The 19,191-nt window shown below is 63.7% G+C and carries 17 protein-coding genes; 7 read left to right on the plus strand and 10 right to left on the minus strand.

The window, feature by feature from the left end; genetic code table 11:
- Window positions 1-486 precede the first annotated feature (486 nt).
- The 5 genes from D3242_RS27590 to D3242_RS27610 all read left to right on the plus strand — a co-directional run bounded on the left by D3242_RS27590 (window position 487) and on the right by D3242_RS27610 (window position 6,534).
- Window positions 487-1,476, plus strand: coding sequence for a sugar ABC transporter substrate-binding protein (locus D3242_RS27590; protein ID WP_027047129.1), 990 nt, complete (start codon window positions 487-489; stop codon window positions 1,474-1,476).
- Window positions 1,473-2,477, plus strand: a complete 1,005-nt coding sequence (locus D3242_RS27595) for an ABC transporter permease (RefSeq protein ID WP_019859719.1) — start codon at window positions 1,473-1,475, stop codon at window positions 2,475-2,477. Before D3242_RS27590 ends, D3242_RS27595 begins: the two co-directional genes overlap by 4 nt.
- Window positions 2,474-3,238, plus strand: a complete 765-nt coding sequence (locus tag D3242_RS27600) for an ATP-binding cassette domain-containing protein (RefSeq protein WP_038648565.1) — start codon at window positions 2,474-2,476, stop codon at window positions 3,236-3,238. The genes D3242_RS27595 and D3242_RS27600 overlap by 4 nt, the downstream gene beginning before the upstream one ends.
- Before the next feature lie 72 nt (window positions 3,239-3,310).
- On the plus strand, window positions 3,311-4,396 hold the full coding sequence (locus D3242_RS27605) for a Gfo/Idh/MocA family protein (RefSeq protein ID WP_064985974.1): 1,086 nt from the start codon (window positions 3,311-3,313) through the stop codon (window positions 4,394-4,396).
- Between the two features lie 119 nt (window positions 4,397-4,515).
- Window positions 4,516-6,534 carry an amidase gene (locus tag D3242_RS27610; RefSeq protein WP_064985976.1) on the plus strand — a complete coding sequence of 673 codons (2,019 nt, stop codon included), beginning with the start codon at window positions 4,516-4,518 and terminating at the stop codon, window positions 6,532-6,534.
- Window positions 6,535-6,542: 8 nt separating this feature from the next.
- On the opposite strand, the gene D3242_RS34050 is transcribed toward D3242_RS27610, so the two are convergent.
- The 3 genes from D3242_RS34050 to D3242_RS27625 form a co-directional block, all read right to left on the minus strand.
- On the minus strand, window positions 6,543-6,884 hold the full coding sequence (locus tag D3242_RS34050) for a CatB-related O-acetyltransferase (RefSeq protein ID WP_019859723.1): 342 nt from the start codon (window positions 6,882-6,884) through the stop codon (window positions 6,543-6,545).
- Between the two features lie 321 nt (window positions 6,885-7,205).
- Window positions 7,206-7,853, minus strand: a complete 648-nt coding sequence (locus D3242_RS27620; RefSeq protein WP_064985978.1) for a ThuA domain-containing protein — start codon at window positions 7,851-7,853, stop codon at window positions 7,206-7,208.
- Between the two features lie 52 nt (window positions 7,854-7,905).
- The gene (locus D3242_RS27625) at window positions 7,906-8,928 is read right to left on the minus strand and encodes an LLM class flavin-dependent oxidoreductase (RefSeq protein WP_056570824.1); all 1,023 of its coding nucleotides are present in this window, start codon (window positions 8,926-8,928) and stop codon (window positions 7,906-7,908) included.
- A gap of 106 nt (window positions 8,929-9,034) precedes the next feature.
- Here D3242_RS27625 and D3242_RS27630 point away from each other — a divergent pair, with 106 nt between their 5' ends.
- The gene (locus tag D3242_RS27630; RefSeq protein ID WP_038648570.1) at window positions 9,035-10,132 is read left to right on the plus strand and encodes a CaiB/BaiF CoA transferase family protein; all 1,098 of its coding nucleotides are present in this window, start codon (window positions 9,035-9,037) and stop codon (window positions 10,130-10,132) included.
- Between the two features lie 80 nt (window positions 10,133-10,212).
- Here D3242_RS27630 and D3242_RS27635 read toward each other — a convergent pair whose 3' ends face one another.
- The 7 genes from D3242_RS27635 to D3242_RS27665 all read right to left on the minus strand — a co-directional run bounded on the left by D3242_RS27635 (window position 10,213) and on the right by D3242_RS27665 (window position 17,421).
- A complete protein-coding gene (locus D3242_RS27635) occupies window positions 10,213-10,488 on the minus strand; it encodes a hypothetical protein (protein WP_038648571.1) in 276 nt (91 codons plus the stop codon).
- Between the two features lie 277 nt (window positions 10,489-10,765).
- On the minus strand, window positions 10,766-12,262 hold the full coding sequence (locus D3242_RS27640) for an aldehyde dehydrogenase family protein (RefSeq protein WP_064985979.1): 1,497 nt from the start codon (window positions 12,260-12,262) through the stop codon (window positions 10,766-10,768).
- A gap of 170 nt (window positions 12,263-12,432) precedes the next feature.
- The gene (locus tag D3242_RS27645) at window positions 12,433-13,632 is read right to left on the minus strand and encodes a mandelate racemase/muconate lactonizing enzyme family protein (protein WP_038648575.1); all 1,200 of its coding nucleotides are present in this window, start codon (window positions 13,630-13,632) and stop codon (window positions 12,433-12,435) included.
- A gap of 9 nt (window positions 13,633-13,641) precedes the next feature.
- A complete protein-coding gene (locus D3242_RS27650; RefSeq protein ID WP_064986113.1) occupies window positions 13,642-13,968 on the minus strand; it encodes an NIPSNAP family protein in 327 nt (108 codons plus the stop codon).
- Window positions 13,969-14,072: 104 nt separating this feature from the next.
- Complete coding sequence (locus D3242_RS27655; protein ID WP_064985981.1) at window positions 14,073-15,428, minus strand: mandelate racemase/muconate lactonizing enzyme family protein; 1,356 nt, start codon at window positions 15,426-15,428, stop codon at window positions 14,073-14,075.
- 60 nt (window positions 15,429-15,488) lie between these two features.
- Window positions 15,489-16,655, minus strand: coding sequence for a mandelate racemase/muconate lactonizing enzyme family protein (locus D3242_RS27660; RefSeq protein ID WP_019859735.1), 1,167 nt, complete (start codon window positions 16,653-16,655; stop codon window positions 15,489-15,491).
- 55 nt (window positions 16,656-16,710) lie between these two features.
- Window positions 16,711-17,421 (minus strand): GntR family transcriptional regulator, encoded by a 711-nt coding sequence (locus D3242_RS27665; RefSeq protein WP_027047133.1) that lies wholly within the window; start codon window positions 17,419-17,421, stop codon window positions 16,711-16,713.
- Between the two features lie 214 nt (window positions 17,422-17,635).
- On the opposite strand from D3242_RS27665, the gene D3242_RS27670 reads away from it, so the two are divergent.
- On the plus strand, window positions 17,636-19,114 hold the full coding sequence (locus tag D3242_RS27670) for an ABC transporter substrate-binding protein (protein WP_019859737.1): 1,479 nt from the start codon (window positions 17,636-17,638) through the stop codon (window positions 19,112-19,114).
- The last annotated feature ends 77 nt before the right edge of the window (window positions 19,115-19,191 follow it).

Below are 19,191 nucleotides of genomic sequence, written 5' to 3' on the forward strand. Positions count from 1 at the left end.
CGCTTGCAAGCCGTTTCGATGTGTCTGATCTCCATTATTTTTCTGACAGTTGCTCGGCGACGACAGCGACGGCAGCACCCATAGTTTGCCAATGGAAACCTCACCATCCCCGGGAGCCTTGCAACGCACGCGCCCATCAGAGGTTGCATGAGGGTGGAATTTTTTTGCCGGGGTGAACTTGTGGAGCGCGCGCGCTGCGGCCCAACGAGCGAAAATCGCTTCGCACCATTTTAAATCTTGACGCGTGTCAATTTTTTATAAAACATGCGCAAACGCTGATGGGGCTAGGTCAGCGCTCTGGGAGGAGAAATGCCTGACATGGAAAAGGTCCCGACCGGGGTCCGTCGTCCGCGAGACGTTTGGCGTTCGCCGGGCCGCAGGCCGCGTGGCGTTGCCGATGCAAGCATGGCTCTCGCAGCACCGGCCACGGGCGTCCGTGGGCTTGCCGACAAGACACATCCAACAATCAAGAAGCGGAGGAACAAAATGCGCATCTTCAACGGCCTGACGCTTGGCGCGGGCCTGCTGGCAACCATCGTCACGGCGCCGTCCCATGCCGAGGACGCGGCCAAGGTCGCGGCCATCGTCAAGGGCCTCGACAACCCCTTCTTCCAGACCATGCAGAAGGGCATCGAGGAGCAAGGCAAGACCAGTGGCGTCAATGTCAGCGTCCAGGCCGCCGCCAATATGGGCGACGCCACCGGCCAGGCCGACCGCCTGACCGCCATGGCCATGCAGGACTTCGATTGCTACCTGGTCAATCCGATCAGCGTCTCCAACCTCGTCCAGGCTTTGGTGCCGGTCGCCCAGAAGAAGAAGCCGATCGTCAACATCGACTCCACCATCGACGCCGAACAGGCCAAGGCCGCCGGCTTTGCCGTCTCGACCTATATCGGCACCGACAATGTCGCCGCCGGCGCGCTGGCCGGCGAGGAAATGCTGAAGCTGGTGCCCAAGGGCGCCAAGGTGGCGTTGATCGCAGGCATCGTCGGCGATGTCGGCTCCAATGCCCGCATCAAGGGCTTCAAGCAGGCCGTCGAGGGCAAGCTCGAGGTCGTGGTGATGGTGAGCGCCGACTGGGATCGTGAGAAGGCGTTGACCGCCGCCACCGACATCCTCGCGGCGCACCCGGATCTTGCCGGCTTCTTCGCCGCCAACGACATCATGGCGCTCGGCGTCGAACGCGCCGTGCAGACCTCGGGCAAGGACGTCAAGGTGATCGGCCTCGACGGCATCGTCGACGCGCTGAAATCGATCGCGGCAGGCGAACTCACGGCCACCGTCGCCCAATATCCCTATGTCGTCGGCGCCATGGGTGTCGAAGCCTGTGCATTGGCCGCCAAGGGCAAGGAACTGCCCGCCAACGTGCCCGCACCCGTGCTCCTGATCAACAAGGCCAATGCCGACGCCTCGCTGAAGAACTTTCCGCGTCCCGGCGGCGATTATCCCGATCCCTTCCGCGAGATGCTGAAGTGAGCAATCCCACGGACAACGCGCCCGTCGCCCATTCGGCGGGCGCGGCGGAGGAGAGCCGCCCCTCCCTGTCGGCTCTCCTCCTGGATCCTTCCTTCTGGGCCGACTGGGCGTCCGTCGTCGGCCTGGTCGGTCTCGTCATCGTCTTCGGCATCGCCCAGCCGGTCTTTCTCAGCGTCGCCAATCTGCAGGCGCTCTTGCTGGCGGCGGCTATCCTGGTCGTGTTGTCGATCGGCCAGACCTTCGTCGTCGCGACGTCAGGCATCGACCTGTCACTGGCGGCGGCCGTCATGCTTGGCGCCATCATCCTTGGTCTCGTCAACGCGGCGGGCTACGGCATCTTCATCGCCTGCGTGCTCGCGGTGCTCGCCACCAGCGCCATCGGCTTCCTCAACGGCCTCATCATCACCGCCGGCAAGATCCCCGATTTCGTGGTGACGCTCGGCACGCTGTCTGGCATCACCGGGCTTGGCCTGATCCTGTCGGGCGGTGAACCGACGATGGTCGGCTCGACCTTCCTGCTGAAACTCGCTTCGGGCTCGTTCGGGCCGTTCGGCTATCCGGTCTGGGTGGCGATCGCGGCCGTCATTGTGGCCCATATCGCGCTCTACCACACGCGCTTCGGCGTCCATCTCTTGGCGACCGGCGGCCAGGTCGAAAGCGCCGGCGCGCTCGGCATCCGCACCAACCGCGTCAAGATCGCCGCCTACACCATCTCCGGCTTCTGCGCCGGCATTGCGGCCATCCTGCTGGTTGCCCGCATCGGCTCGGCCGAACCGCAGATCAACACCAGCCTGCTCTTGAATTCCGTGGCGGCGGTGGTGCTGGGCGGCGTCAGCCTGTTCGGCGGCCGCGCCAGCATATTAGGCCCGGCCATCGGCGCGCTGATGCTCACCGCGCTGGTCAACGGGCTGACGCTGCTCAACGTCTCGGCCTTCTACCAACCGCTTGCCGTGGGCGCCATCGTGGTGCTGGCAGCGCTGATCATGCGGTACCAGAAATGAGCGCCGTCAGCCTTTCCTCCGCCTCGGACTCGATCATCGCCTGCAATGGCCTGAGCAAGCATTTCGGCGGCGTGCGCGCCTTCACCGACGTCGCCTTCCAGGCGCGCCGCGGCGAGGTCACCGCCGTCATTGGCGACAATGGCGCCGGCAAGTCGACGCTGATCCGCTGCCTGGTCGGCGTGCATGTGCCGGATGCCGGCTCGATCGTCTTTGACGGTCGCGAGCACCCCTTCTCCAACCCGGACGGGGCGCGCAAGGCCGGCATCGAGACCGTGCACCAGAACCTGGCGCTGATCGACGAACTGACGGTGGCGCAGAACCTGTTCCTCAACCGCGAGCTCGTGCGCCGCATCGGCCCCTTCGCTTTCCTCGACCGCAAGGCGATGAAACGCGAGGCCCGTTCCATGCTGTCGCGCCTGTCGATCAACGTGCCGTCGATCAATCAGCGTGTGCGCCGCCTGTCGGGTGGCCAGCGGCAGGCGATCTCGATCTGCCGCGCCGTCGGCTCCGGCGCCAAGCTGGTGGTGATGGACGAACCGACGGCGGCGCTTGGCGTGCAGGAGACCGCCAATGTCGAGGCGTTGATCCGCCGCCTGCGCGAACAGTCGGTCTCGGTCATCCTGGTCAGCCATAATTTCGATCAGGTGCGGCGCCTGTCCGACCAGATCTGGGTGATGCGGGCGGGAAAGATGGCGGCGACCGTGCGTGCCTCGGAGACGTCAGGCAACGAACTGGTCGCGCTGGTCACCGGAGCGGCGTGATCTGCTCAACCGTGAAATCAATCGTTGGCCGCTTCGGCCAACCCTACAAAATGAAATCAAGGGAGTTCGAGAGTGGCACCACTTCGTGTCGGGCTTGTGGGTCTTGGGGAGGTCGCGCAGTCGATCCATCTGCCTGTTCTGGCTGACCAGCGCGACTGCTGGGCAATCGCGGGCGTCTTCGACGTCTCTCCGAGCCTGGTGGCGCTCGTCACATCCGAATATGCCGCCAGAGCCTTCGACACGGCCGAGGCGCTGATCAATTCACCCGACATCGACGTCGTCTTCGTTCTGTCGTCGGACGACACCCACAGCCGCTTTGTGCGCACTGCCATGCAAGCCGACAAGCACATTTTGCTGGAAAAACCCGCTTGTCTCACGGTGCGTGAGATCGACGAGTTGCTGGCGCTGATGCCGGCCTACAGGAAGACCCTGTTCGTCGGCTATATGCGCCGCTACGCGCCGGCCTACCTGGCGGCCCGGGACGAATTGCCCGCCCATGCCGACATTACCCATGTCCGCATCTTCGACCTGATCTCGGAGGGCCGGCATTTCCTGAAGAAGAGCCGGAACATCCTCTACCCCAACGACGTCGACCCTGCCCTACTGGCGCGCGGCGCCAGGGAGCGCGACGCGCTGATCCGCGAGGTTGTCGGCACCGACGCGCCGGCCGACCTGGTGCGCGCCTATCGCGGGCTGACGGCGTTGTCCTCGCACCACATCTCGGCGATGCGCGGGCTCATTGGCGAGCCCAAGGGCGTGGTCGCCGCGCACCGCACCAATGGCGGCGCCAACACCTCGGTCACCTTCGATTACGGCCATTTCGCTTGCCTCTATGACGCGGTGGTCGACGATCTCGGCCTGTTCGACGCCATGATCGAAGTGCGCTCCAACACCCGGCGCGTGCGCATCATCTACGACACGCCCTACATCCGCAGCCTGCCGACCAGGCTCGAGGTCACCGAAGCCGGCCCGCTCGGCCCGGTGACGAAAAGCTTCGGCCCGCTTTATGGCGACGCTTTCTCCAACGAACTGGAGATTTTCCACCGCCACATCGTTGAAGGCACCAAGCCGTTGACCGACCTCGCCGATTCGCGCCGCGACCTGGCGCTGATGGCCGGGATCATCGAGAGGATGAAGGAGAGCGGCGGGAACGTCTGAGCCCTGCCGGCAAGGTACAGGCAGGAACAATACGTTCCGACAAAGACTGCCGATTGGCTCTTGCCGAAGCCGGCGGGCTCGCTCATCCATTTCGTGCAGACAACAGCCTGGAACCAGTGATGACCTATGCCAGCCTTCATCTCGTCGAAGCGACGATCGACCAACTGCGCCGCGCCCTCGATGACGGCACGGTCACCAGTGTCGAGCTGGTCGCGGCGTATCTCAGGCGCATCGCGCATTTCGACCGGCATGGTATCAGCCTCAACGCCGTCCCCGTGCTCAATCCAGCTATGTTCGAAGAAGCCGCCGCTTCCGACCAGCGGCGGCGCGAAGGTGCTGTACTCGGGCCGCTCGACGGCATCCCCTACACCGCCAAGAACAGCTACAAGGTCAAAGGCCTGACGGTCGCGTCCGGCTCGCCAGCCTTCGAACATTTGGTCGCCAATGAGGACGCCTTCACCATCGCCCGGCTGCGCGCCGGCGGGGCGGTGCTGATCGGCCTCACCAACATGCCGCCGATGGCCAATGGCGGCATGCAGCGCGGCATCTATGGCCGCGCCGAAAGCCCCTACAATGCCGATTACCTGACCGCCGCCTTCGCGTCGGGGTCATCGAATGGTTCGGGCACTGCAACGGCCGCCAGCTTCTGCGCCTTCGGTCTAGGCGAGGAGACCTGGTCGTCCGGCCGGGCGCCAGCCACCAACAATGCGCTCGTCGCCTACACCCCGTCGCGCGGGGTCATTTCCGTGCGCGGCAACTGGCCGCTGGTGCCGACGATGGATGTCGTGGTGCCGCACACGCGGACCATGCAAGACATGCTGGAGTTGCTCGACGTGATCGTCGCCGACGACCCGCAGACGCGGGGCGATTTCTGGCGCGCGCAGCCCTGGGTCGAACTGCCGAAAAGCGCCGACCTACGGCCGCAACGCTATACCGATCTGGTATTTGCGGGCTCGCTAAAGGGCAAGCGGCTCGGCGTGCCAAGAATGTATATCGGCCGCGACAGCCAGGCCGACAAACCGATCGAAACCCGCGCCTCGGTGCTTGCTCTGTGGGAGCAGGCGGCGGCCGATCTCAAGCGGCTTGGCGCAGAGGTGGTCGAGGTCGATTTTCCCGTCGTCTCCAATTACGAGCGCGACCGTCCCGGCGCACGCACCATGGTCGAGCGCGGGCTGGTGCCGCCGGATTTCGCCGACCGCGAAATCTGGGATCTCTGCATGTGGGGCTGGGACGATTTCCTGCGCGCCAACGCCGACCCGAACATCCCCGATCTCGCTTCGGTGGATGGCCCAAGGATTTTCCCGCAGCCGCCGGGCACATTGCCTGATCGCTACGAGGGCGGCTTCGACCTGGCGGAGTATGTCGAGCGCGCCAAATCCGGCGTCACGCCCTTCAGGGATATCCCGACGCTTGAAGAGGGCCTGAAGGGGCTGGAAGCGACACGGCGGATCGATTTCGAGGACTGGCTCGACGCGCAAGGCATCGACGCCGTGGTGCTGCCCGCCGCCGCCGATGTCGGCCCGGCCGACGCCGACATCAACGAGGCGTCGGCGGACCTTGCCTGGCGCAACGGCACCTGGGTTGCCAACGGCAATCTGGTCTGGCGCCATTTCGGCATTCCGACCGTCACCGTGCCGATGGGCACGATGCCCGATATCGGCATGCCGGTCGGCCTGACCTTCGCCGGCAAGGCCTATGACGACGAAAGCCTGCTGCGCATGGCCGGCGACTACGAGACCGCCACCCAGCGCCGCACAAGCCCGCCCCGCACGCCTGAACTCGCCGACGATGTGTTTTCAGGTCGACCCAGCCAAGCTGGCAACGGTGAGGCACGTCCGCTCGCAATCGCGCTTGCCGCAGAGACGCTGACCTCAGGCGATCAGCATGAGATCACCATCACGCTCGACCTGCCGGCCGAGGCGGAGAACGCCTGCATCAAAGTGCATGTCAACGGACAGACGGTCGCGATGCAGCGGAGCGGCCCGCACTTCAGCGGGCGTGTGTTTGTGCCGGCCGCCGAGCATCAGCGGTTCCACAGCGTCTGGTGTGGTTCGTATGGCTCGATCGTAACCGCGGTGGTGCGGCTTGAGGATGGACGCACCGTTGGCGCCTATGTGGTCACGGGCGGAATTGGGTGAGGGCTGGGCTATGATGCACGGTTGGCGGCGATGAAGGCATCAATCGATCCGAAGAACGTCGGCAGTTCGGCCTTGATCTTCTCGTCGCTCCACTCCCACCAGCGAATAGCGAGCAAACTGGCGATCTGGTCATCCGTAAATCTGTTCCGGATCAACCTGGCAGGATTTCCGGCGACCACCGCGTAGGGTGCGACGTCCTTCGTGACGATCGAGCCGGCTCCGACAACGGCACCGTCTCCAATGGTTATTCCCGGCAGGATGATTGCGCGTCGTCCAATCCAGACATCGTTGCCGATTTTTGTCGGCCCGTTGACCACCAGATCATCATAGGCCGCGATCGAATTTGTCATGTGGACTTCGAATGGAAAAGTCGAGACAAAGTGCGTCGGATGATTGGCACGACAAAGGAATAGCGTCTCCTCCGCTATGGAGCAGAACGCTCCTATCTCAAGCGGTGAGGTCTCGTCACAGCCAAAGATATTGCTGGGCTTTGTGTAGAAGAGTGTTCTACGGCCAATCGATGCATGCTGCGGTATGTTTTCCGGCTTTGGAGCTCGTCGAAGGCCGAGCATGGTTCGAAGTTTTCTTGCAAATCCCATTTGTTTCTAAGCCATGGTTGGTCTCGACCGACCGTCACAGAAGGTGGGCGCCGCAGAGCACCACCATTGCCGCTATCCCCGCGCCGCCCAAAGCAAACCACGCTCGACAATCACCGCCATTTCCGGCACCGCGAACTCATCCGCCGTGTGCCCAAGCGAACTGTAGAAAACCTTTCCCGCGCCATACCGACGCTTCCAGACCACCGGCATCACGACCCCGTCAATGCCCGGGAAATGCGCGTCGCTGAAAGTGGTGGTCGCCAGCACCTCGTTGCTAGGGTCGACATGCATGTAATACTGCTCCGACCGGTAGGCGAAATCACCGACGCCTTTGGTGATCGGGTCGTCGGGTTGTGTGATCACCACCCGATAATCGATGATGTTGCCGGGGTGCGCGACCCATTGGCCGCCGGTCATGAACTGGTAATCGGGCTCGTTGCGGAAACTGTCGCCCATCGTGCCGTGGAAGCCGCCAAGGCCTGTTCCTTCGCGAACCGCGGCAGTCAGGTTCTGCAGCTCGGCCTTTTCGATCGTCGACATGGTGATGGCAGGCACGATGAGATCGAAGGAAGGCAGTTCCGGATCGGCGAACATCGCCGTGCCCTCGCCCAGCGTGACATCGAAGCCGTTGCGCTCAAGCAGCGCGCGAATGACGTTGGCGCTGCGTTCCGGCGTGTGGCCTTCCCAACCGCCCCAGGCAATCAAAGCCTTCTTCCCCATGCCGTAACCTCCTGAATCGCCCGCCGCGATCGATGGTTACATGGCGCGGCCGTCAGCGCCAGCCCAGGGCCGGCGCGACATGGGTCAGGATCGCCTCGATGACATGGGCGTTGTAGTCGACGCCGAGCTGGTTGGGTACGGTGAGCAGCAGCGTGTCGGCCTCCGCGATCGCCTCGTCCTGCGCCAATTCCTTGATCAGCACGTCGGGCTCGGCGGCGTAGCTGCGGCCGAAGATCGCCCGCGTATTCTCCTCGATGAAGCCGATCTGATCGCGGCTCTCATTGCCGCGGCCGAAATAGGCGCGGTCGCGGTCGTCGACCAGCGCGAAGATGCTGCGGCTGACCGAGACGCGCGGCTCGCGCTCGTGCCCGGCCGCTTTCCAGGCCTCGCGATAGATCCGGATCTGTTCGGCCTGCTGGATATGGAACGGCTTGCCGCTCTCGTCGAACTTCAGCGTCGAGCTCTGCAGATTCATGCCGAGCTTGGCCGCCCATTCCGAGGTGGCGTTGGTGGCAGCGCCCCACCAGATGCGCTCGCGCAGGCCTTCCGAATGCGGTTCGAGCCGAAGCAGCCCGGGCGGGTTGGGGAACATCGGCCGTGGATTGGGTTGCGCGAACCCCTCGCCGCGCAGCGTGTCGAGAAAGACCTCGGCGTGATGCCGCGCCATGTCGGCGTCGCTTTTGCCTTCCTGCGGCTGGTAGCCGAAATAGCGCCAGCCATCGATCACCTGTTCGGGCGAGCCACGGCTGATGCCGAGTTGCAGCCGGCCGCCGGCGATGATGTCGGCGGCACCTGCGTCCTCGGCCATGTAGAGCGGATTCTCATAGCGCATGTCGATGACCGCCGTGCCGATCTCGATGCGGCTGGTCTTGGCGCCGACCGCCGCTAGCAGCGGGAACGGCGAGGCGAGCTGGCGGGCGAAATGATGCACGCGGAAATAGGCGCCGTCGGCGCCGAGCTGCTCGGCCGCGACGGCGAGATCGATGGACTGCAGCAGCGCGTCGGAAGCCGAGCGCACCTGCGATTGCGACGAGGGCGTCCAGTGCCCGAATGATAGAAAACCGATTTTTTTCATGGCCCTGAAGTATATGCGGGCGGCACTTGCTTCAATGCCAAAACAGCGGGGTTACACACCGTCACCTTGCGCCCATACTCTAGGGCTGAACGCCGTGGAGGGTGGAATGCTGAAGGGGACGCGTATCGTCGAGATCGAGGCGCTCGGGCCAGCGCCCTTCGCCGGCATGTTGCTCGCCGATCTCGGCGCCGATGTCATCGTCGTCCACCGCAAGCAGGCGCCCATGCCTGGCCTGCCCGAACGCTCGCTGCTCGATCGCGGCAAGCGCTCCATCGCGCTCGATCTCAGGGATGCCGGGGATGTCGCCGTGCTGATGCGCCTCATCGCCACCGCCGACGGCCTGATAGAGGGATTTCGGCCCGGCGTCATGGAACGCCTCGGGCTCGGTCCGGATGCCTGCCTGGCGGTCAATCCAAAGCTGGTCTATGGCCGCATGACCGGTTGGGGCCAGGACGGTCCGCTGGCCGGCACTGCCGGCCATGACATGAACTATACCGGTGTGTCGGGCGCGCTCTGGTATGCCTCCTTGCCGGGCGAGCCGCCCATGGCGCCGCCGACGCTCACCGGCGACATAGGCGGCGGCGCGCTCTATCTGGTGATCGGCATGCTGGCCGCCATCATGAACGCGCGTGCCGGCGGCCAAGGCACAGTGGTCGACGCGGCCATCGTCGACGGCTCGGCCCACATGATGAACCTGCTGATGGTGCTCGGCCAGTCCGGCGGGCTCGTCGCCGAACGCGGCCAAAGCCTTCTCGACGGCCCGCACTGGTGCCGCGTCTATCGCACCGCCGACGGCGGTTTCATCAGCGTCCAGTGCATCGAGCCGAAATTCTACGCGCTGTTCCTCGACAGGCTCGGCCTCGCCGCCGATCCGCAATTCGCCAAGCAATTCGACCGCGATCTCTGGCCGGAGCTCGGCAACCGGCTGGCGGCGATCTTTGCCGCCAAACCGCGCGACGAATGGACCAGCCTGTTCGAAGGCTCGGATGCCTGCGTCTCCCCGGTGCTCAGCCCATGGGAAGCAGCCCGGCATCCGCACATGGCCGCGCGTGGTTCCTGGCTGGCGGTGGACGGCGTCCTGCAGGCAGCCGCTGCTCCGCGCTTTTCCGGATGGGCGCAAAAGACGCCGACCAAAGGTCCCGCGCGCGACGAACACGGCGCCGAGATTCGCGCAGAACTGGCGGATCCAGATACAAACCGTTGAAATCAGCCAGTTTCAGGCCGCTGAAAGTTGCCCCAGGTTGCCGGAAATTGGCGACAACTGGCTTGCGCTGCGCGGCCCAGCTATTTCCCGCAATGATGATCGTTGATCTTGTTCAACGCGTTCGCATCCGGCCCGACCCGGTGGTAGGAGCAGGCGCCCGCCGCCGTCGTGAACAGCTGCTGGTCGTAGTAGCGCGGACCGCCGAACAGGAAGCCGATGAAATCGTCATCGGCGGGAACGTAGCGTTCCGGCTCGGCCTGGTGGTGGCGATGCCTGGACCCAGCGAAGGCCGAAATTGACATGCCACAGGCCATTGCCACGGCAAGAGCGCAGATCGCAAACCGTTTCGTCGTCATCGGCAACACCCTCCTGGCCGTTCGCATGTCCTATATAGGCAAAAATCACCAGCTGAACAAAGGTTCCCTGGCACCGGTTTGCCTGCCCCTCGATTTGCATGCCCGCCGGGGCAAACTGCGCAGCGCATCACCCCCCACACGCGCCAGGGTGTGTCGATATTCAGGTCAGGCCGAGTCGAGAACGGTAGCTTCCGAGAACCGGAGCGGAGCGTACTTACAGTACGTGAGCACCGGAAGCGCAGGAAGCTGCCGTTCGCAGGCCGGCCTCACCTGAATATCAGTCGGTCTGGATCCAGACTGACTTGGTCTCCAGATACTCATGCAGATGCTCGATGCCGCCTTCGCGGCCATAGCCGGACATCTTCATGCCGCCGAACGGCACCGCCGGGTCGATGGCGTGGTACATATTGACCCAGACCGAGCCGGCTTTGATGCGGCGCGCCAGCTTGTGCGCGGTGCCGAGATGCGTGGTGAAGATGCCGGCGGCGAGGCCATAGGGCGTCGCATTGGCGCGCGCCACGGCCTCATCGAGCGTGTCGAAGGGCATGGCGGAAATGACCGGCCCGAAAATTTCTTCGCGCGCGATGGTCATCTTGTCCGATACAGCACCGAAGATGGTCGGCGCGATGAAGTTGCCGCCGTCATAAAGCGCGCCCGTCAGCCGCGAGCCGCCGGCGACCAGTTTCGCGCCCTCGTCGCTGCCGGCCTTGATATAGCCCTCCACCTTGCCGGCCTGCCTGGCATTGATCAGCGGCCCGATTTCGGTCTCCGCCTCGATGCCGTGGCCGATGCGCAGCCTGCCGGCGAATTCCGCGACGCGGCGCACGAACTCGTCGTGGATTTCGCGCGCCACGAACAGGCGCGAGCCGGCGATGCAGATCTGGCCCGAATGCACGAACACCGCCATTGCCGCGACCGGAACGGCCTTGTCGATGTCGGCGTCGCGGCAGACGATGATCGGCGACTTGCCGCCGAGCTCCAGCGAAACCCGTTTGAGGTTGGCCACACCCGCCCGCGCGATCGCTTGTCCGGTCAGCGTCGAGCCGGTGAAGACGATCTTGTTGACGTCGGGATGCTCGGCGAGCCGCGCGCCGGCCTCGGCTCCGGTGCCGGTCACGATGTTGACGACGCCGTCAGGCACGCCGGCTTCCTGCATCAGACGCGCGATCAGCAGCGGCGTCAGCGACGCCTCCTCCGAGGGCTTCAGCACGATGGTGCAGCCAGTGGCGAGCGCCGGCGCGATCTTCCAGATCGAGGCGGCGGTCGGCGCGTTCCAGGGAATGATCGCGCCGACGACACCGACAGGCTCGCGCCGGGTGAAGGAGACGATCTCGCCAGGGATCGAATTGTCGATGGATTCGCCATGCAGCGCCGTCGCCATGCCGCCATAGAAACGCAGCATGCCGATGACGCGGCGCCGGTTGGCCAGCGTGCGGGTGATCGGCAGCCCCATGTCGAGCGTGTCGGAGACGCTGAGCTCTTCCCAATGCGTCTCGAACAGATCGGCGATGCGCAACAGCACGCATTGCCGCTCATAGGGCGAGAATTTCGACCACGGCCCTTCGAAGGCGGCGCGTGCGGCGGCCACCGCAGCGTCGACATCGGCCGTCCCGCCGCGCGGCACCGTGGCCAGCACCTCGCCTGTCGCGGGGTTCAGCGCCTTCATCTCCTGGCCGGACTGCGCCGCGACCCACTTGCCGCCGATGAACATCGGCCGGAATTCGCCATGGTAAAGCGTCGTGGCCTTCGCCCTCGGGTCGAAGTTCAGCGTCATCCCTTCCTCCTACGAATTCCGCCGCGACTATTACTCCCGGCGCGGTCGACCTCAACGAGGAAAGATGAGCTTGGGCTCCATGCCGGCGGCGACGAGCACCGCAAACGTCGCCCGAGCGGCTGTCGGAAGCCGGCGCCAGGCACCGGCTCGCATGGTGAAAGAAGGATGGTTCAGTCGAAGAAGCCCGCATCCTCCTCGCTGAGATACTTCCTGGCCGCTTCGGCGTCGATATCGAGCCCCAGGCCCGGCGCTTCCAGCAGGTCCACCATGCTATCCCTGACGATCTGCGCCGGCAGGCCGATCACCAGCTCCTCCCACCACGGGTCCGAGGCGCTGGGATATTCGAACGCCACGTAATTGGCCGGCAAGGTGGCGCAGACATTGATCAGCGCGCCGAGGCCGAGCAGGCCGTTCGCGGTGCCGTGTGGCGCCATCAGGATCGAGTGCATGTAGGCGTGCTCGGCGACCCATTTGAGTTCGGCGATGCCGCCGATATCGGCCGGATCGGGGCCGATGACCCGCACCGCCTGCGTCTCGATCAGTTCCTTGAAATTGTGCCTGAGGTAGATCTGCTCGCCGGTATGGATCGGCGTCGAGGTGGAGGTGGTCAGCTCGCGATAGGCCTGCGGATTGACCCACGGCACATAGTCGCCGGTCAGCATGTCCTCCAGCCACATCAGATTGTACTTCTCGACCGCGCGGGCGAACTTGATCGCATCGGGCAGCATCCAGCCCGGGCCGCAGTCGAGCGCCAGGCTGACCTTGTCGCCCAGCACCTCCTTCATCGCGATCACGCAGTCGAGCATGTGATTGAAGCCGCGCTCGCTGATCACGCCCTGATCCATGGCGCCGTGATAACCGGCCTTCTTCTGCGTCACGCCGTAATGGAAGCCTTCGATGCTGTCCTTCATGTTGGAGTGGAACGAGATTCCCTGCTTGACCATGAAGAAGTTCTGCGGCTGCTCCATCATCCATTTGACGTCGGCGGCGTAATCCTCCGGCCGGTCGCCGGCGCGTTTCCGGCGGATCGAGCCGTTGTAGACGCGCACCTTGTCGCGCACCTTGCCGCCAAGCAGCTTATAGACCGGCACGCCCGCCGCCTTGCCGGCGATGTCCCATAAGGCGTGCTCGATGGCGGAGACGGCGGCGCCATAAGGCTTGAACGAGCCGCGCTGGCGGATCTTCAGCATCACCCGCTCGACGTCGGTCGGATCCTCGCCGATCAACGCCTCGCGGAAATGCAGCACAAACGGCTTGAGGTAGGTCTTTGTGAACTCGACCTCGCCAAGGCCATGGAGGCCTTCATCCGTGATGATGCGGACAATCGGGTGCTTGCCGATGACGGCGCAGCGCAGGTCGGTGATCTTCATGGCGCAGTCCTATTTCACAGACGAGAAAGCTGTCGGCGTGAGCAGCTGGCTGCTGATATTGGCAACGATCTGCCCGTCGCGCTCCGACTCGTCGCGGGCCCTGTGCCATGCCGGATCGGTGACGAAAGCCGCCCATTTCGCCTCACGCTCGGCCAGCGATTCCCAGGCGATGAAATAGGTGAGCCGATTGCTGTTTTCGCCGATCGCCGTGGTGAAAAACCCGGCTTGGCGGATGCCATGCCTCTCCCAGATGGCCAGCGTTTGCTCGGAAAAGCGCTTGAGCAAAGCCGGCAGCCTGCCCGGCAGGCAGTCATAGATACGCAGTTCGTAGATCATGGTTTCGTCCGTTTCTTTCTTCGCCTCTCCCTTGGGAGAGGTCGACACCAATGGTCGGTCGTAGGCCCTGTGAGCCTGGCGGGAATGATGGCAGGGGGCCTGGGCTAACTCCAGGTCCGGTCCCAGCTATATTCATTGTCCCAATGCTCGGTGGATTGCCATATCCCCGTGACACCGGGCTGCAGATGCTGGCCGATCACCTCGTCGACCACATCGTCTATGCCCAGCCCCGGTCTGTCGGGCACGGTGATGAAGCCGTCCTTGACGAGCGGCTTGGGCAGGCCGGTGACGATATCGTCCCACCAGTCGACATCGGCGGAGTGGTATTCGAGCGCCATGAAGTTCTCCGTCGCGGTCGCGACATGCGCGGCGGCCATCGCGGCGATCGGACTTTCGGCCATATGGATCGCCATGGCGACACCGTGATCCTGCGCCATGTCGCCGATCTTGGTCTCGAGAATGCCCCCGCTGGTGAGCAGGTCCGGGTGGATGACCGAGAGGCCGCCGCTCTTGAGCAGCGGCTCGAAGCCCTCCTTGAGGTAGATGTCCTCGCCGGTGCAGATCGGCACCGTGGTGGCCTGCTGCAATTGCCGGTACTGTTCGGTATATTGCCAGGGGATCACATCCTCCAGCCAGGCCGGAACGTATTTCTCGATACGGCGCGACAGGCGTATACCGTCCTGCAGCGAGATGTGGCCGACATGGTCGATGGCGAGCGGGATCTCATACCCGATCACCTCGCGAACCTGGTGGATGTACTCCTCGAGCAGATCGATCCCCTTTTCGGTGAAATGCAGGCCGGTGAACGGGTGCTGCACGTTCTGCGCGTCGTAGGCGAGATTGCGGGCCTTGCGCTCCTCAAGCGTGCCGCCACGGCCGCGTGGATTGGCATGAAACCCGTCGAGCGCTCCGGCTGGCGCGGACACGGCGCCCGGGACATGGGCGATCTGCATCAAGCCCAGATCCATCTTGAGGAAGGTGAAACCGCGATCCATGCGCTGCTTGAGGCGCTTTCCGGTTTCGGTGCCGCTCGGTTTCTCGGCGTCGGTGTCGCAATAGACGCGCACCTGATCGCGGAACTTGCCGCCGAGCATCTGGTAGATGGGGACGCCATAGGCCTTGCCGGCGAGATCCCACAGCGCGATCTCGACCGCCGACACGCCGCCGCCTTGCCGGCCGTGCCCGCCGAACTGCTTGATGCGGCGAAACAGGCGATCGATATCGCAAGGGTTCTCGCCAAGCAGCCGGCTTTTCAGCATCAACGCGAAGGTAGCGCTGGCGCCGTCACGCACCTCGCCGAGCCCGACGATGCCCTGGTTGGTGTAGATCTTGAGAAGCGCCGAGGTGAATGGCGCGCCGACGATTTCGGCCACCCGCATGTCGGTGATGCGAAGGTCGGATGGCTTGGAATTCGTGTTGACCCGATTGAGAGCCTCGCCGGCTCCACCCGTCTTTGGCATGATCTATCCTCGTTCTGGTCGGGGGCTTGCGCCGCGAACGCCGCCCGGCATTGAGCGTTGCTAGCTCAGCTCGATCTCGTGGGCTTGCAGGTAATCGCGGTTCATCTCGACACCGAGACCAGGCTTCGACGTCAGCTTGAGGCTGCCGTTCGAAACGTCGAGCGGTCTGTCGATGAGGTGATCGTATTTGCCCAGGTTCCACTCCGACGTTTCGAGCTTGTAGAAGTTCGGAACGGTCATCATCACCTGCGCCCCCGCGACCACGTTAATCGGCCCCGCGGCGTCATGCGGCGAGACCGGGATGTAGTAGGCTTCGCACAGGGCGGAAATCTTCTTGAGTTCGGTAATGCCGCCGGTCCAGGTGACGTCAGGCATGATGTAGTCAGCGAGCTTGTTCTCGAGCACCGGCACGAAATCCCATTTCGTGTGGCCGCGCTCGCCCCATGAGATTGGAGCACTAACCTTGTCACGCACCTGCTTGAGCGCGTTGAGGCTTTCGGGCGGACAGGGCTCCTCGAACCAGTCGATCTGGCCGGCTTCCTCCAGGCTGCGGCAGAGGCGAATGGCGGTGGGAACGTCGAAGCGGCCATGCGCATCGATGAGGATGTCGACGTCAGGACCCGCCGTTTCGCGGATCAGCGCCGTGAGTTCGGCCGCTTGGCGCTCGTCCTTGCGGGTCATGCTGCCATCGAGGTAGCCGTCCCGCTGCTCGCGCGACAGCCCATCGGGGCCGCGGCCCTGATGCGGAAAAGGGTCGAACTTGAGCCCTGTGTGCCCGGACTCGACGATGTCCCTGATTTCGCGGACCACAGCCTCCTTGCTGGTGAACTTGGCCTGGTTGGGATGGGTGTAGAGCGCGATTTCCTCGCGCACCGGACCACCAAGCAACTCGTAGATCGGCTTGCCGAGGACTTTGCCACGGATGTCCCAGAGGGCTATGTCGATGGCGCTCACGCATTCGACGGCGGCGCCGCGGCTGCCCATATAGGTGAAGCTGCGGAAAATCTTGTGCCACAGCTGCTCGATGCGCGCCGGGTCCTCGCCGGTCACGGAGGCACCGATCTGTCGCAGGATCGTGCAGAGCGCACGGTTGGCAAGCTTCGTCGTGGTGGTGATCTCCCCCCAGCCGCTCACGCCTTCGTCGGTCGTCACTTCGACGAACAGGTACTCCCCCCAATAGGAAGCATCGGATTTGATCAGCCACGGCCGAATGCTCGTGATTTTCATCTCTCAACTATCCTCATCTGGATGACCTAAAGAGCGGTGTTCCGGGCCGATTGATCTACCCTGCCCGCGCGGCGTTGCGCGCGCGCATGTGTTCAAGGACATGCCGCCCGGAGCCCTCGACATGGCGCGCAATGAGTTCGGCTGCCTCGTCGGCATTTCCCGCCTTCACATGCGCGATGAGCTCGCGGTGCTCGCGGATGATGGCGGCACGCCGGGCGAGCGTGAAATTGAAACGACGGCTCACGGCGCGCAGCACTTCGCGATGTTTCCACCAAAGCTCGGCGGCATGGCGGTTGTAGTGCCTCTGGTACATCACGGTGTGAAAAGCGGTGTCCAGCTCGCTGTGCCTGAACGTGTCGGCAAAATTGTTCTCTTCGATCAGACCTTGAAGACGTTCGAGTTCGGCGATGTCCTCGTCGGTGGCCATGCTCACGAACCATCGCGTCAGGGCCGGCTCGATCAGCACACCGATCTCGTAGATATCGCGGACAAAATCCTGATCTATGGGCCGCACGCGTGCCCCGCGATTGGGCAGAAAGGTGACAAAGCCTTCGCCGCGCAACAGTTGCAGGGCCTCGCGCACGGGATTGGTCGAGGTGCCGTGACGCCGGGCCAGATCGGTGACCACCAGACGCTCGTTGGCGGCGAGCCGGCCCTCGATGATGTCCTCCCTGATCAGCTCATAAAGCGAGGCGCCCTCGCTCGAGGCGCCGAGAGGATCGATCCCCTCGGGTGGCTCGGCTTTAAATTCCCGCGTGTCGGCCAAGGCCGGTTCCCCCTTCCATGAATACACACCTTTCTCGATATCACGCACGATTTCCATAAACAATGTACGATTTGTTGCGTTGACAGCCAATCTGCGATCTGAAAACGTATAAGTTGCTCTAAGGGGTACATTTGAGGAGATGTCCCCGCGACCGACGAGTAAGGCCGCTCGCCTCGATGCAGAGCGGCATGGGAGAGAAACCTGGAGGATACCTATGACGAGGATCACACTCGGCGGTGCCGTCCTGCGCGGCACTGTCTCCACTGCATTGATCGCATCGTTGATGTCCGCACCGGCCCTGGGCGCGGCGCCGGTCGACTTGAGCAAGTGGTCGCCGGAATATGTGCGCTCCATTGCGGGCACGCAGGAATTTGACACGGCCGCCGATTGCGGCAAGGTCACCCCGCTCGACTACAAGGGGCGACTGACCTTCTGGTATCAGGGCGTGTTCGAGGGCGACCCCGATCTCTTGCGCCAGTACTACAAGGATTTCTTCGAGACCTTCCGCAAGACCTATCCGAACATCCAGCTCGAAGAACAGGCCCTCACCTACAACGATCTCCTGGACAAATTCCGCACGGCGCTCCTTGGCAATGCGGCGCCGATGGCGGTCCGCCTGCAAATCCTGGGTGGCACCGAGTTCGCTTCAAAGGGCTATCTGCAGCCGCTCAAGCCCGAGGATGTAGGGTATTCGGCGGATGATTTCTGGCCCGGCGCCATGAAAGCCGTGACCTGGGACGGCGTGACCTACGGCATTCCAACCAACAATGAGACGATGGCGTTCATCTGGAACGCCGATATCTTCAAGCGCGCGGGCCTCGATCCGGACAAGGCTCCGGCAACCTGGGACGACGTCGTCAAGTATTCCAAGCAGATCCATGACAAGCTCGGCATTGCCGGTTACGGCCTCGTGGCCCGCAAGAATGCCGGCAATACCCCGTACCGCTTCATGCCTCAGTTATGGGCCTATGGCGGCGGCGTCTTCGACGAAACCTCGGCGAACCCGACCTATCAGCAGATCGAGCTCGACAGCCCGCAGAGCAAGGCCGCGCTGCAAGCCTCTTACGACATGTATGTCCGCGACAAGTCGGTTCCGGTCTCGGCACTCACCAACCAGCAGGCCGACAACCAGCCGCTGTTCCTCGCCGGCCAGCTCGGCATGATGATCTCGCACCCGTCCGACTACAATGTCATGCTCGACCTGCAGAAGAAGGCGACCGGCACCGACAAGGACAAGGCGCAGACCGTCATCGACAACATGCGCTACGGCCTGATCCCGACCGGCCCTGACGGCAAGCGCGCCGTCGTCTTCGGCGGCTCGAACATTCACATCCTGAAGCCCGAATATGTCGAGGGCGGCAAGGTGGACGAACCGGCCGCGAAGGCTATCATCTGCATGTGGACCAGCCCGGAATGGTCGCTGAAGATGGCCTATGCCGGCTCGAACCCGGGCAATCTCAACGGCTTCAAGACCAAATGGATGAAAGAGCGTCTGGACAGCATCAAGTTCCTCGATGTCACGACCTCGATGTTGCCATACGGCATCCCGTTCCCGGCGCTGCCGCAATCTCCCGAGATCATGAACATCATCATCCCGGACATGCTGCAGAATGCCCTGACTGGAGCGATGACCGTCGATCAGGCAGCGGACGACGCGGCCAAGAAGGTGAAAGACCTGATGGGCGGACTCTAGTCCGAGCCTGACCTGCGATCCTGACCGGCTGCCCCAAGGGTCAGCCGGTTCGTTCCGACGAACAAGGGCACGCCAAA

This window comes from Mesorhizobium jarvisii (assembly GCF_003601985.1).
Taxonomy (GTDB): domain Bacteria; phylum Pseudomonadota; class Alphaproteobacteria; order Rhizobiales; family Rhizobiaceae; genus Mesorhizobium; species Mesorhizobium jarvisii.